Source organism: Streptomyces sp. NPDC004732 (genome assembly GCF_040609235.1).
Lineage (GTDB): Bacteria > Actinomycetota > Actinomycetes > Streptomycetales > Streptomycetaceae > Streptomyces.
The window spans coordinates 613541-625874 of the sequence record NZ_JBEXJR010000004.1; the positions used below are offsets into that span (position 1 = coordinate 613541).

At 70.7% G+C, this 12334-nt stretch carries 13 protein-coding genes and 1 riboswitch; of the genes, 8 read left to right on the forward strand and 5 right to left on the reverse strand.

The window, feature by feature from the left end; genetic code table 11:
- Positions 1-4: 4 nt before the first annotated feature.
- Together ABZV77_RS15070 and ABZV77_RS15075 are read right to left on the reverse strand one after the other, a co-directional pair.
- Positions 5-376 (reverse strand): hypothetical protein, encoded by a 372-nt coding sequence (locus ABZV77_RS15070; RefSeq protein ID WP_356255714.1) that lies wholly within the window; start codon positions 374-376, stop codon positions 5-7.
- A complete protein-coding gene (locus ABZV77_RS15075; RefSeq protein WP_356255717.1) occupies positions 373-1020 on the reverse strand; it encodes a TetR/AcrR family transcriptional regulator in 648 nt (215 codons plus the stop codon). Before ABZV77_RS15075 ends, ABZV77_RS15070 begins: the two co-directional genes overlap by 4 nt.
- 71 nt (positions 1021-1091) lie before the next feature.
- Here ABZV77_RS15075 and ABZV77_RS15080 point away from each other — a divergent pair, with 71 nt between their 5' ends.
- The 6 genes from ABZV77_RS15080 (at position 1092) to ABZV77_RS15105 (ending at position 7397) form a co-directional block, all read left to right on the forward strand.
- The gene (locus ABZV77_RS15080; RefSeq protein ID WP_356255720.1) at positions 1092-1754 is read left to right on the forward strand and encodes a class I SAM-dependent methyltransferase; all 663 of its coding nucleotides are present in this window, start codon (positions 1092-1094) and stop codon (positions 1752-1754) included.
- Between the two features lie 97 nt (positions 1755-1851).
- Positions 1852-1999: riboswitch (cobalamin riboswitch) on the forward strand.
- 46 nt (positions 2000-2045) lie between these two features.
- Complete coding sequence (locus tag ABZV77_RS15085; protein WP_356255723.1) at positions 2046-3824, forward strand: ribonucleoside triphosphate reductase; 1779 nt, start codon at positions 2046-2048, stop codon at positions 3822-3824.
- A 17-nt stretch (positions 3825-3841) separates the two neighbouring features.
- Entirely contained in the window at positions 3842-4411 is a 570-nt protein-coding gene (locus tag ABZV77_RS15090; protein ID WP_356255726.1) for an anaerobic ribonucleoside-triphosphate reductase activating protein, read from the forward strand.
- 156 nt (positions 4412-4567) lie between these two features.
- Positions 4568-6214, forward strand: a complete 1647-nt coding sequence (locus ABZV77_RS15095) for a metallophosphoesterase (protein ID WP_356255729.1) — start codon at positions 4568-4570, stop codon at positions 6212-6214.
- Between the two features lie 78 nt (positions 6215-6292).
- On the forward strand, positions 6293-6868 hold the full coding sequence (locus ABZV77_RS15100; protein ID WP_356255732.1) for an AAA family ATPase: 576 nt from the start codon (positions 6293-6295) through the stop codon (positions 6866-6868).
- A gap of 34 nt (positions 6869-6902) precedes the next feature.
- Positions 6903-7397 (forward strand): hypothetical protein, encoded by a 495-nt coding sequence (locus ABZV77_RS15105; protein ID WP_356255735.1) that lies wholly within the window; start codon positions 6903-6905, stop codon positions 7395-7397.
- A 99-nt stretch (positions 7398-7496) separates the two neighbouring features.
- Here ABZV77_RS15105 and ABZV77_RS15110 read toward each other — a convergent pair whose 3' ends face one another.
- Complete coding sequence (locus ABZV77_RS15110; RefSeq protein ID WP_356255738.1) at positions 7497-7901, reverse strand: rodlin; 405 nt, start codon at positions 7899-7901, stop codon at positions 7497-7499.
- A gap of 79 nt (positions 7902-7980) precedes the next feature.
- A complete protein-coding gene (locus ABZV77_RS15115; RefSeq protein ID WP_356255741.1) occupies positions 7981-10275 on the reverse strand; it encodes an FUSC family protein in 2295 nt (764 codons plus the stop codon).
- Positions 10276-10470: 195 nt separating this feature from the next.
- On the opposite strand from ABZV77_RS15115, the gene ABZV77_RS15120 reads away from it, so the two are divergent.
- Complete coding sequence (locus tag ABZV77_RS15120) at positions 10471-10941, forward strand: peroxiredoxin (protein WP_356255744.1); 471 nt, start codon at positions 10471-10473, stop codon at positions 10939-10941.
- A 1-nt stretch (position 10942) separates the two neighbouring features.
- On the opposite strand, the gene ABZV77_RS15125 is transcribed toward ABZV77_RS15120, so the two are convergent.
- Positions 10943-11683 (reverse strand): NAD(P)H-binding protein, encoded by a 741-nt coding sequence (locus ABZV77_RS15125; RefSeq protein WP_356255747.1) that lies wholly within the window; start codon positions 11681-11683, stop codon positions 10943-10945.
- A gap of 127 nt (positions 11684-11810) precedes the next feature.
- On the opposite strand from ABZV77_RS15125, the gene ABZV77_RS15130 reads away from it, so the two are divergent.
- Positions 11811-12311, forward strand: a complete 501-nt coding sequence (locus ABZV77_RS15130; protein ID WP_356255750.1) for an Rrf2 family transcriptional regulator — start codon at positions 11811-11813, stop codon at positions 12309-12311.
- Positions 12312-12334 lie beyond the last annotated feature (23 nt).

The window sequence follows — 12334 nt, forward strand, 5'->3', positions numbered from 1 at the left end:
GCCCTCAGGCAGGGACGAAGACGTCCTCGTGGGCCCCGTCGAGGATGAATCCGTTGTCGAAGCGGACCCGCACGCTCACGCGCGGCCCCCGTTCCTGGAAGGCGGTCCACGCGGGTTCCAGGGAGCCGACCTTCTCTTCGAGCTGCCTCCTGCTCTCCGTGGGCATCTCGCGCCCGAAGGAGTCGAGCAGCGACTTGAGCCGCTCGTACTCGCGCACGTCGTCGCTCTCGTCCTGGTGGCCGACCACCTGCTCGACGGTCCCGCCGGTGCCCGCCGCCAGGGACAGGAACCCGACGACGACGCCCGCCACCTCGGCCGAATCGCTCAGCCGGGTGTCCTCCGCAAGGACCACCCGCTGGCCTTCCTTCAGAGTCATCTGCTCCCCATCTCCCCTGCGTCCGCGCGGTGCAGGAACGCCTCGACGAGGCGGTCGGTGAAAGCCTGGTCGACGGGTTCCGCCGTCACCAGGACACGGTGGTAGACCGGCCCCACGAGCTGGTCGATCTCCGCAGCCATGTCGAGCCCGGCGGCGAGCTGGCCGCGTTCCACCGCGCGTTCCAGCGGGAGCCGGTCGCGTCGGCGCTGTTCGTCGAGGTACCCGGACCGCAGGGCGGCGGCGAACGCGGGATCGTGCTGGGCGTGCCCGATGAGGGCCTTGAAGACGGCGCCCGCGTCGGACCGGGTGAGGAACAGGGCCAGTTGGCGCAGGTGGGCGCGGAGGTCCGGGGCCAGGTCGCCGTGGTCCGGCGGGACCAGGGCCTCGGCCGCGTCCTGGAGGAAGGCGTCCAGGAGGACGTCGGTCTTGGTCTTCCACCAGCGGTAGACGGTCTGCTTGGCGACACCCGCCCGGGCGGCGATGCCCTCGATGGTGACGCCGGTGAAGCCCTTCTCGACCAAGAGGTCGTCGGCCGCCTCAAGCACTGCCTGCCGGGCCTGTTCGCTGCGGCCGTGCCTGTTGCCGTGGTGGCGTGCCGCCGGTTCCGGCCCGGCCGCCGCGGCGGCCGTACTTCCTCGTCCCATGTCTGCCTCCTGGGGTCAGAGTAGGCCAGAACCTCTAGGCGCTACGCAACGGTGCGTCTAGCCTAGGCTCCATGACACCCACCAACACCCTCGAAGATCCCCGCGTCGTCTCCGCCCTCGACCGGATGTTCCGGCACGCCGAGCGGGACGAGGAGACCAGCAGGCGGATCCGGGCGGCGTGGCCCCAGGGTTCCGCGCCCCTCGGCCCGCAGGAGCAGGCCGACGCCAAGGCGGAGGTGTACATGCCGATTTCCGCTCAGGGCGGCCGCCTCCTCTACAACCTGATCAGGGCCACCCGTCCCGCCACCGTCGTCGAGTTCGGCACGTCCTTCGGCATCTCGACGCTCCATCTCGCCGCAGCGGTGCGCGACAACGGGACGGGGCGGGTGATCAGTACGGAACTGAGTGCCGCCAAGGCCGCGGCCGCCCGCCGGACGTTCACCGAGACGGGCCTCGACGACCTGATCACCGTCCTCGAAGGGGACGCCCGCGAGACCCTCGCCGCAGTCGACGGCTCCGCGGACTTCGTCCTCCTCGACGGCTGGAAGGACCTGTGCCTGCCCGTCCTGCGACTCCTCGAACCACGCCTCGCGCCCGGCACCCTCGTCATCGCCGACGACGTCGACCTGGCGGACCTCGCGCCCTACCTCGACTACGTCCGCGACTCCCGGAACGGCTACCAGAGCGTCACATTCCCCGTGGAGGACGGGATGGAGATCAGCTGCCGCCTCTAGGGGCGGGGCGGGCCCAGAGCCGTGGGCCCAAAGTCACTGCCTCAGGGCCGAACGTCACCCAAGATGTTGTGCCCGGCATGTCGCCCATGACACCAGATGTAGTGTTTCGGCAGTCGGTTCGGCGGGCGCTCACGGGCGTCCGCCGAGGCAACTGGGAACCCGGTGCGATTCCGGGGCTGCCCCGCAACGGTGAGCGGCCGCACAGCGGCCCGAGCCCGATACCTGCCGACCGCCCCCGCGCACATCGGCGCGGCGGGACTCCTTTCCGTACTGCCTCGTGGGAGGGCCGACGTGACGCAGATCGACGCCGTGGACTCGGTGACCGAATATCTCGACCGCAGCGACTGGCGGGTGAACGCCAACGCGAACCAGGGCTATTCGCTGGGCGGACTGATCCTCAACACCGCAGGGAAGGTCGTCGCCAACTACTGGCTCGACCAGGTGTATCCCGAGGCGGTGGGCCGCGCGCACCGGGAGGGCGACCTCCACATCCACGACCTGGACATGCTGTCCGGCTACTGCGCGGGCTGGTCGCTGCGCACCCTGCTGACCGAGGGCTTCAACGGAGTGCCGGGGCGGGTCGACTCCGCGCCGCCCCGGCACTTCTCCTCCGCCGTCGGCCAGATCGTCAACTTCCTCGGCACCCTGCAGAACGAATGGGCGGGCGCCCAGGCGTTCAGCTCCTTCGACACCTACATGGCCCCTTTCGTACGCCAGGACTCCCTGTCGTACGCGGAGGTCCACCAACACGTGCAGGAGCTGGTGCACAACCTCAACGTCCCGTCCCGCTGGGGCACCCAGACGCCGTTCACCAACCTCACCTTCGACTGGACGTGCCCGCCGGACCTGCGGGACCAGGTGCCGGTCATCGGCGGGCGGGAGGCGGACTTCACGTACGGGGAGCTCCAGGCCGAGATGGACCTGATCAACCGCGCGTACATCGACGTGATGACGGCCGGGGACGCGACGGGGCGGGTGTTCACCTTCCCCATCCCCACCTACAACATCACCGCCGACTTCCCCTGGGAGAGCGAGAACGCCGAGCGGCTGTTCGCCATGACCGCGAAGTACGGGCTGCCGTACTTCCAGAACTTCATCAACTCCGATCTCGCACCGCACCAGATCCGCTCGATGTGCTGCCGCCTCCAGCTGGACCTCACCGAACTGCTCAAGCGCGGCAACGGATTGTTCGGCAGCGCCGAGCAGACCGGCTCGCTGGGCGTCGTCACCCTCAACTGCGCCCGGCTCGGCCACCTGCACGCCGACGACGAGCGCGGCCTCTTCCGCGCCCTCGACCGGCTGCTCGGGCTCGCCAGGGACAGCCTGGAGATCAAGCGCGTCACCGTCCAGGACCTGATCGACGGCGGCCTCTACCCGTACACCAAGCGCTACCTCGGAACCCTGCGCAACCACTTCTCGACGATCGGCGTGAACGGGATCAACGAAATGATCCGGAACTTCACGCATGACGCCCACGACATCACCACCCCCGAAGGGCACGCCCTCGCCGTCCGGCTGCTCACGCACGTACGGGAGCGGATGGTGGAGTTCCAGGAGCGGACGGGCCACCTCTACAACCTGGAGGCCACCCCGGCCGAGGGAACGACCTACCGGTTCGCCAAGGAGGACAGGCGCCGCTTCCCTGGCATCCTGCAGGCCGGCACGGACGACCGGCCCTACTACACCAACTCCTCGCAGCTGCCCGTCGGATGGACCGACGACCCGTTCCTGGCCCTGGAGATGCAGGACGAACTGCAGACCAAGTACACCGGCGGCACCGTCCTGCACCTCTACATGCCCGAGCGGATCTCCGATGCCGAGGCCTGCCGCAAGCTCGTGCGGCGCTCCCTGGAACGCTTCTCCCTGCCCTATCTGACCGTGACCCCGACCTTCTCGATCTGTCCGCGGCACGGCTATCTGGCGGGCGAGCACACCACCTGCCCGACGTGCGAGGGCGCCTGCGAGGTGTGGACGCGGGTCATGGGCTACCACCGGCCCGTGTCCTCCTTCAACATCGGCAAGAAGGGCGAGCACGCCGAACGTGTGCCCTTCCGGGAAGCGGTCGCGTGATACGGATCGGTGGGTGGGTGCCCCTGTCGAGCTGCGACTGGCCAGGGCGTCTGGTCACCACCGTGTTCTGCCAGGGCTGCCCCTGGCGCTGCGGCTACTGCCACAACCCCGGCCTGCTCGACCCGCGCGGGCGGGCGGCTGTCGAGTGGCGGGAGGTGGCCGCCCATCTCGCCCGACGCGAGGGGCTGTTGGACGGGGTCGTCTTCTCCGGCGGCGAGCCACTGCTGCAGGCCGGGCTCGCGTGGGCGATGCGGGAGGCGCGCGGGCTCGGGTTCGGAGTCGGCCTGCACACGGGCGGAGCCTTTCCCCGCCGCTTCGCCGAGCTCCTGGCGGACGGGCTCGTCGACTGGGTGGGGTTCGACGTCAAGGCGGCACCGGACACGTACGACCGCGTCACCGGCGCCCGGAACAGCGCCGCTCCCGTCCTGCGCAGCCTCCGTCTCCTGCGGGAGTCCGGGGTGGCGCACCAGTTGCGGACGACCGTCGGCCCCGGGTTCCTCGACCGGGACGACGTCGCGGAGCTGCGGGAGTGGCTGGCGGGGGAGGGGCTGTCGGGGCACGTCTGGCAGCGGGCCCGTCCCGTCTGACGTGGGCGACCGCCGCGGAGGCTGCGGTTCACTGGTGAGTCACCGGACGGTAACTGGTCTGGCCTCGTTACCTCACCAATGCCATCTAGCGTCACGGGAGTTCATGCCGGGCGGCACGCACCGTAGGCCCGGCCATAGGCAAGGATCCGGATCCCCGTGAGACGTACCCCCTTCGTGATCACCGCGGCGTCCCTGGCGCTGCTGCTCCCGGCCGCCGCCCACGCGACCGCCCCGACGGGCGGGGCGGCGGCCAGCCCCGCCCCGTCCAGCCCGGCACACGCCACCCCCGCACCGCCCACCTTCAGCAGCCCCGGCGGCCGCTACGAACGCCCCGTCTCCCTGACCCTGCGGGCCGCGCGCGGCACCACGGTCCGCTACAGCCTGGACGGCACCACACCCACGCGCGCGGACCGCGCCTTCGTGCCGGGCCGTCCGCTGCGCCTCACGAAGGACACCAACGTCACCGCCGTCGCGTTCCGTGGCGGCCGGGCGAGCATCCCGGTATCGGCCGGATATCTCGTCAAGAGCAGGGAGAAGCCCCTCGCGCGGCTCGTCGTCATGTCCGACGTGCACATCGGGGACCACGAGAAGAACGACAAGAAGTACGAGAGCTTCTTCGACACCATCGGGTCGGTCTTCCCCGAGCCCGACGCGATCCTCTCCAACGGCGACATGATCAACGACAACGGCGACGGCCGCGGCGCCGACCACCGCATCGTCTCCGAGATCTTCCGCGCCAACCTCAAGCGCAAGGGCATGGACGACACACAGGTCCTGCTCTCCAACGGCAACCACGACGCGAGCCTCGCCGACATCCGCGCCCACTACCCGCGCGCCTGGTTCCCCGACTCGGGCGGCGGCTACTACGAGTCGACGGTGCGGGGCCTGCACCTGTTCACCGTGAACACGGAGACGTACGACTCGGATCCCGCACAGCGCGCCTGGCTCAAGAAGCGGCTCGCCGAGATCACCGCGGCCCCGGCGAACGCCCGCACGCCGATCCTCGTACAGGGCCACCGCCCCGCCCCCGGCACCGCGATGGACGGCCAGCAGGCCGCCAACCCCCAGCTCACCAAGGACCTCAGCGCCCACCCGCAGGTGATCTACTTCTCCGGCCACTCCCACCTGAACATCAACGACGAGCGCTCCGTCCACCAGCGGGACTTCACCGCCGTCAACGACGGCTCGATGTCGTACGTCGAGATGGACCACGGCTACCAGGCGATCACGGAGACGGGCCTGGCGGACCGCTTCGAGGCGCCGACCGCGCAGGCCCTGTTCGTCGAGGTGTACCGCGACCGCACGGAGATCGCGCGCGTCAACATGGCTGCCGACAAGCACGACATCTACACCGGAGGCAAGTGGTCCGCCGACTGGCAGCCCCCGTACGCCAGCGCGGGCACGCTCAGCGGACCGACGTGGACCGTACGCCTCAAGGGGAACAGCCCGCAGCAGATCAAGGACGCCTTCACCTACACCGACGCCCGACGCAACACGACCGCCCCCAGGTTCACGGGCCGCCGCCCGCTCGCCGTCGTCGAACGCGGCCGGGCCCTGCGTGTCCAGCAGGCGCGCGACGACCAGATGGTGCACCACTACCGCGTCGACGTCGAGAACACGGCGACCGGCACGAAGCTGCTCTCGTCGAAGGTCCTGTCCGAGTACTACTTCATGCCGCGCCCCAACTCCCTGGACATCCCGCTGCCCGCCCTGAAGAAGGGTGCACGCTACGTGGCGAAGGTGCGTGCGGTGGACGCGCAGGGGAACGCCTCGCGGGAGACGACGCTGAGGTTCGTGGGGTGACCGTCTGACGGGAAAACCGGATGCGCCGCGAGTCCGGTTCGCTGCACAATGCCCGCCGGGCCGCCGAAAGGGAGCGACGTGAACGGTGCGAGTCCCCGGGCGGAGACGCCGGGGTGCGTGATCATCACCGGCGTACCGGCGGCAGGGAAGTCGACGGCCTCACAGCTCGTGGCCGAGCGGTACCCGCACGCGGCCCGCATCGACGGCGACGCCCTCTCGTACATGGTCGTCAGCGGCAGGGCGGGCCCGGTGAGCAGCCCCGGACCCGAGGCGGACCGGCAAGCGCGGCTCTGCGCCCGCAACATCTGCGCCCTCGCGCGCAACTTCGCGGACGAGGGGTTCGTCCCGGTCGTCGACACCGTCGTCGCCGACCGGGCGGCGCTGGACTTCATGCTGGCCGAGCTGAGCCCGCTGCCGGTCCTCTTCGTGGTCCTGGCGCCGCCGCTCGACGTGTGCCACCGACGTGACGCCGAGCGCGCCCCGCGCCAGCGCGTCGGCATCGACTTCGGTCCGCTGCGCCGCACCATGCTGGACGAACTGGGTGACGCGGGATGGTGGTTGGACAACGCCGGGCTGACACCCGACGAGACCGCCGACGCGATTGTCCGGCGCCTGGGTGCGTCGGCTTCCACGCCCCGGGGTGTGGGGTCCTGAAGAGTCCTGCGCGTTGATCGTTACCATTTGTCAGATGGGCGTAAACAAGCAGGAATCGGGCGTTCGGGCCGGGGTGTCCGAGGGGCAGGTGGCCGATGCCAAGGAGAGGGCGGCGCGTCTGCTGCTGGCGTTCCGGCACGGGAACCAACTCGCGTACGACACCCTGGTCGAGGAGTTCGGCGCCGACGAGCCGACCACCGATCTGATCTCGGCGCTGTGCTGGATCGCCAACGAAGGTGTGCGCAAGGCGTATCTGCCCGAGGCGGGGGACCGGGTGCTGCGGCACATGGCGCGCCGGGCCGACCCGGGCGACCGGTCCGTGCTCACCGAGGAGGGCGCGGGTCCTGACGCGGCACGGCTGCTGGAGGCCATCGCGGCGCAGGACGTCACGTCCGTCCAGGAGATCGTGCGCAGAACGCCGGACACCACGTTCCTGCTGGGCAAGTTCGTGCTGGCCTTCGCGATGGTGCTGCCGGAGGTCCCGGAACCGGTGCTGCGCGAGGTGGTCGAGGAGCTGCGCGGGGAGTGACGCGGAAGAGGCGGCCTGGCGCCCGCGCCGCGAGCGAGGCGGAAAACGCGATGCGGGCCGCATGCCATCCGGCCCGCATCGCGCCATGACTCAGACGAGTCAGTGGTTGTTCACGCCGTTGCCCGACAGGGCCGGGATGTCGCTGACGAGGTGCGACAGCGGCTCGTCGCCCTTGGCCTGCGTCGAGTTCTCGACACACTGCTGGTTCTGCGGCGCCGAGAGGACCGGGATGTCCTGGACGGCGATCGGCACGACCCCGACCAGGGAGCCCACGTTCGCCTTCACGGGAATGCCGGCGCAGAGCTTGTTCAGCGAGCCGTCGACCAGGCTCGCCTGCGGGCTGAGGTCCCCCTGGGTGGCGCTGTTGCCGAACGCCTGCTCGGCGCCGTTGCCGCTGAGCGACGTGGTGCCGGTGTCGTCGCCGATGGCGGCGGCGCTTCCGGCGCTGCCGGCCAGCGCGGCGGCGGCGAGGCTCAGGGCGAGGGGGAGATTACGGGTACGCATGTCACTCCAGTACGGAACGTCAGTTGCCAGAAAGGGCAGGGCCCAGTACATCCGGCAATGCCCGGAATCCGAAACTTATTCACCCATTGGCGGAGTGTCGGCGTTGCGAGGCTGACGCGGAGCCGCCCTCATCGGGCGCCGCGAGCGGTACCCCGAGGGGCCGGGCCAGGCCGACGATCCCTTCGTCGAGCCGCTGCAGGTGCCGCAGCACGCGGAACGCCACCGAGCCGGTCCGCAGCACCTCGTGGCGGCCGCTGTCCAGCATCGAGGCGATGCTGGACCCGGACTCGATGACCCCGTCGGGCTCCTCGTCGCGCACCTGCGCCGCGATCAGGTCGATGTTGTGCGTGATCCGCCGCCCGGCGAGCGCGAGGCGCGCGTCGGCCGCGACGCTCTTGCTGGAGGGCACCAACTCGGCCGTCGCCGCCAGGGAACGCGCGTGATAGGCGCAGGTCTCCAGGAGCGCCACGATGTAGCGGGCCGTCTGCCTGCGGGCCCGCAGCGGCGCGATCGGATGGGTCAACGGCTTCGTGGAGCTGCGCAGATCGTCGAGCGCGGTGTCCAAGTCGCGCGCCAGGTCCACGAGGTCGACCGCGGGCCCACCGCTCAGCTGGGACACCGCTGCCGACACGACGTCCCGCAGCCGTGCGAGGACCGTGCCGAGCTCCTCGTCGGTCCGGTGCGAGGTCCGCACCGGAAGCACCAGGACCGCCGCGATGATCCCGCAGGCCGCACCCAGCGCCGTCTCCTCGATCCGCAGCACCAGGACGTCGAGGCTGTAGGTGTTGAGCAGGGTGTAGAGCAGGCCCAGCATCGCCGTGACGAAGAACGACATCATCGCGTACGAGAGGGGCGCGGTGAAGAACATGCCGAAGACGCAGAGCACGACGAGGGCGAACGCGGCCCAGGTGTGGTTGCCGACGGCACCGGCCAGCGCCACACCGGCCACCACGCCGAGCACCGTGCCGAGCAGACGGCGGTAGCCCTTGACCATGATCTCGCCCGTGGACGCGGTGTTGAGGAACACCACCCAGCAGGTCAGCACCGCCCAGTACCACCGCTGCGTGGACAGGAACTCGCCGCCGACGATGGCCAGCGCCGAGCCGACCGAGACCTGCACGGCCGCCCGGGTGGTGGGCCGCCGCAGCCCGGTCTGCTCCTCCTCCGCCTCCGCGGCCTCACCGGAGATCGAGATCTCCTCCGCCTCGAACTCCTCACGGGACCGCATGGCTTCCGGGCTGTCGTACTCCTCGTCCCGCGCCCCGTCGACCGCGAGACGCAGGCCCAGAATGGCGCGCGCCGCCTCGCCGATCGCGCGGAAGCAGTCCTGGACCGCCGGGGAGCCCTGGGGCAGGCCCTGCTCCTCGCGGTAGCCGAGCAGCCTGTTACGTACGTACGGGAGCGCCGTGCCCCTGTCGTCGGGCACCAGGCGCACCACGAGCAGGTGCAGGGCCCGCAGATCCCTGCGCAGGGCGGTGCCCGCGTCCGGTCCGATCCGGCCGCGCCGCGAGAGCGCGACGGGGGCGCTCGGCAGGTGCAGGGTGAGCGTCTCCACGCGTTCCGCGCTGCGGGCGTTGAGGAGCAGGACGCCGAGGCGCTCCGCGGCGATCTCCGCGTCGGCCACCCTGCGTTGCAGCAGCGCCGCCGCTGCCGCGTCGCGGGTGCCCTCCTCAAGGCGGCCCTGGATCATCAGCGCGGCCTCGTGCAGCCGGGCGGTGCTGCGCCGCAGGTCGTCCAGGACCTTCTCCGGGGCTTCGGCGGATCCGCTGTCCGTGTCGAGGAGTTCGATCTGGTGGGCGATGAGCTGGGCGAGCCGGGCACGGAACGCCTCGCGCAGCCGCGCCAGGGTGCGTTCGGGCGTCTCCGGCACCACGGCGAACCGCACGACCGCGCTGCACGCGAAGGCGACGGTCAGGGTCAGGTAGAGCCCGGGCAGCGCGGACGCGGACGCGCCGACGAAGAGCGAGACGAAGTAGACCTGGAAGCCGATGAGTCCGAGTGCGGTGCCGCGGTCGCCGAACCTGCGGCAGTAGACGGCACCGAAGATCAGGAGGATGAAGAAGACGTCCCCGCCCACCACTCGGGAGTTGAGCAGCGCCCCCAGCGACATGGCCGCAAGGGCGACCGGCAGGCCGAGCGCCAGGGTGATCGCCTGGCCCCGCACTTCCTTCTCCTGGATCGCGAACGTGGAGACCATCGCGGTCATCGCGCCCGCGACGAGGTGGGTCACCGACGTGCCGAGCGGCGCGAGCACGGCGAGCGCGAGGAGGATCGCCCCGACCGTGCGCAGTCCCGCCATGAGCCGCAGGAGCCCGGGGTCGGACGCCGAGAAACGGTCCCAGATGCCCTTCGCTGTCCGTCGTACCGCTGCCATCGTGATGCCCGTACTCCCCGTCGCTCTCTCGGTGCCTCTCGGCGTGCCCCAGCATCGCACGAGGTCGTTTCGGGAGGTCAAGGCCGGTGGGGAGGGCTGGCGACGGGGAGTTGCCGACCGTCGAGTAGGGTTTCGCTCCCGCACTCGAGGAGGCACCGTGTCGCCGATGGACCGCACGTCGCACAGGAGCCGGGCATGACGGCGCGCGTGGCGGTGGGTGACACCGTCGAGGACTTCACACTGCCGGACGAGACCGGCACCGAACGCAAGCTCTCCGAACTCCTCAAGGACGGCCCGGTGGTGCTGTTCTTCTATCCGGCGGCCCTCACGCCCGGCTGCACGGCCGAGGCCTGCCACTTCCGCGACCTCGCCGCCGAGTTCGACGCGGCGGGCGCGCGGCCCGTGGGGATCAGCGGCGACGGGGTCGAGCGGCAGCGGGAGTTCACCGAGCGGCACACCCTCGGGTTCCCCCTGCTCGCGGATCCCGAGGGCGTGGTGCGCGGCAGGTTCGGTGTGGCGCGCGGCTTCTCGCTCGCGCCCACCAAGCGCGTCACGTTCGTCATCGGCAAGGACCGCACCGTCGCCGAGGTGGTCCGCAGCGAACTGCGGATGAGCGCCCACGCCGACCGTGCGCTGGCGGCCGTACGCCGCCTGGCGGCGGGCTGACTTACCGCGAGGCGTCGAGCCAGTCCTTGTAGCGGGTGGGCGCGAGGCGCGCGTCCGGCCCGCCGATGAGCACGTCGCCCTCGACGGCGGCGAACATGCCCGCCTTCTCGTCGGTGACGACGCTGCGCCCGTCCTGTCGGGCCGACAGCGTGAAGCGTCCCAGTTCGTCCAGGCGGAAGACCTCGGGTCCCGCGACGTCCAGCGTGCCGTTCAGCGGCGCGCCGGTGGCGACGTCGGCGAGCGCCGCGACCACATCGGCCGTCGCCATGGGCTGGATGTGCGTGGCGGGCAGCCGGACGGTGCTGTCGTCGGACGTCCATGACATGACCGCGTCCATGAACTCGTAGAACTGCGTGGCGCGCACGATCGAGTACGGGGTGGGGCCCTGGCGCAGCAGGTCCTCCTGGAGCGTCTTCGCGCGGTAGTAGTCGAGCTGCGGCACCTGGTCGACGCCGACGATGGAGAGGATGACCTGGTGGCGCACGCCCGCGCGCTCTCCCGCGGCCAGCAGGTGCCCGGAGGTCGTCCGGAAGAACTCCGGTGAGGCTTCGTCGAACGTGGGGGAGTTCGTCACGTTGACGACCGTGTCCGCGCCGTCGAGCGCCTGGTCGAGCCCCGCGCCGGTGAGCAGGTCCACACCGGTCGACAGGGACGAGGCGACCACCTCGTGGCCCGCCTCGCGGAGCCTGGAGACGAGCTGCGAACCGATCAGTCCGGTGCCGCCGATGACCGTGATCTTCATGATCGAGCCCTTCAGTCCCGACCGAGTGCCGCTGCCGTGGGCCTGGTGCCACGGGTGCGCAAACTCGGATACCTGATGTCCGAGATGATACTCGGATAGTCTCTGTCCGAGTCAATCGGGAGGGCGTATGAAACTGTCCGGCGGCGTCGAGTGGGCGCTGCACTGCTGTGTGGTGCTGACCGCGGCCACCGAGCCGGTCCCCGCCGCCCGGCTGGCCGAGTTGCACGACGTCTCACCCAGTTACCTCGCGAAACAGATGCAGGCCCTCTCCCGGGCAGGGCTCGTGAAGTCCGTCCAGGGCAAGACGGGCGGATACGTCCTGACCAGGACCGCGACCGACATCACGGTCCTCGACGTCGTGCAGGCGGTCGACGGGGCGAGCCCGGCCTTCACCTGTACGGAGATCCGGCAGCGCGGCCCGTTCGGAACCCCTCCCGAGGACTGCACGAAGCCGTGCCCCATCTCCCGCACGATGGCGGCCGCCGACGCCGCCTGGCGCGCGTCGCTGCAGAGCGTCGCCATCGCCGACCTGGTCGGATCGGTGCGGCAGGACAGCGGACCCGAGGCACTGCCCCGCATCGGGGCGTGGCTCAACTCGGCGAACGGCTCCGGCGGCTCCGACGGCTGAGAGGCGAGGGGTGGCGAGGGGGA

What these genes read in the sequence shown, in the direction of transcription:
- ABZV77_RS15110 (WP_356255738.1), bottom strand. Translation starts at nt 7,901, where the DNA reads ATGCGTACCCGTAATCTCCCCCTCGCCCTGAGCCTCGCCGCCGCCGCG.
- ABZV77_RS15080 (WP_356255720.1), top strand. Translation starts at nt 1,092, where the DNA reads ATGACACCCACCAACACCCTCGAAGATCCCCGCGTCGTCTCCGCCCTC.
- ABZV77_RS15115 (WP_356255741.1), bottom strand. Translation starts at nt 10,275, where the DNA reads ATGGCAGCGGTACGACGGACAGCGAAGGGCATCTGGGACCGTTTCTCG.
- ABZV77_RS15125 (WP_356255747.1), bottom strand. Translation starts at nt 11,683, where the DNA reads ATGAAGATCACGGTCATCGGCGGCACCGGACTGATCGGTTCGCAGCTC.
- ABZV77_RS15075 (WP_356255717.1), bottom strand. Translation starts at nt 1,020, where the DNA reads ATGGGACGAGGAAGTACGGCCGCCGCGGCGGCCGGGCCGGAACCGGCG.
- ABZV77_RS15130 (WP_356255750.1), top strand. Translation starts at nt 11,811, where the DNA reads ATGAAACTGTCCGGCGGCGTCGAGTGGGCGCTGCACTGCTGTGTGGTG.
- ABZV77_RS15105 (WP_356255735.1), top strand. Translation starts at nt 6,903, where the DNA reads ATGGGCGTAAACAAGCAGGAATCGGGCGTTCGGGCCGGGGTGTCCGAG.
- ABZV77_RS15120 (WP_356255744.1), top strand. Translation starts at nt 10,471, where the DNA reads ATGACGGCGCGCGTGGCGGTGGGTGACACCGTCGAGGACTTCACACTG.
- ABZV77_RS15070 (WP_356255714.1), bottom strand. Translation starts at nt 376, where the DNA reads ATGACTCTGAAGGAAGGCCAGCGGGTGGTCCTTGCGGAGGACACCCGG.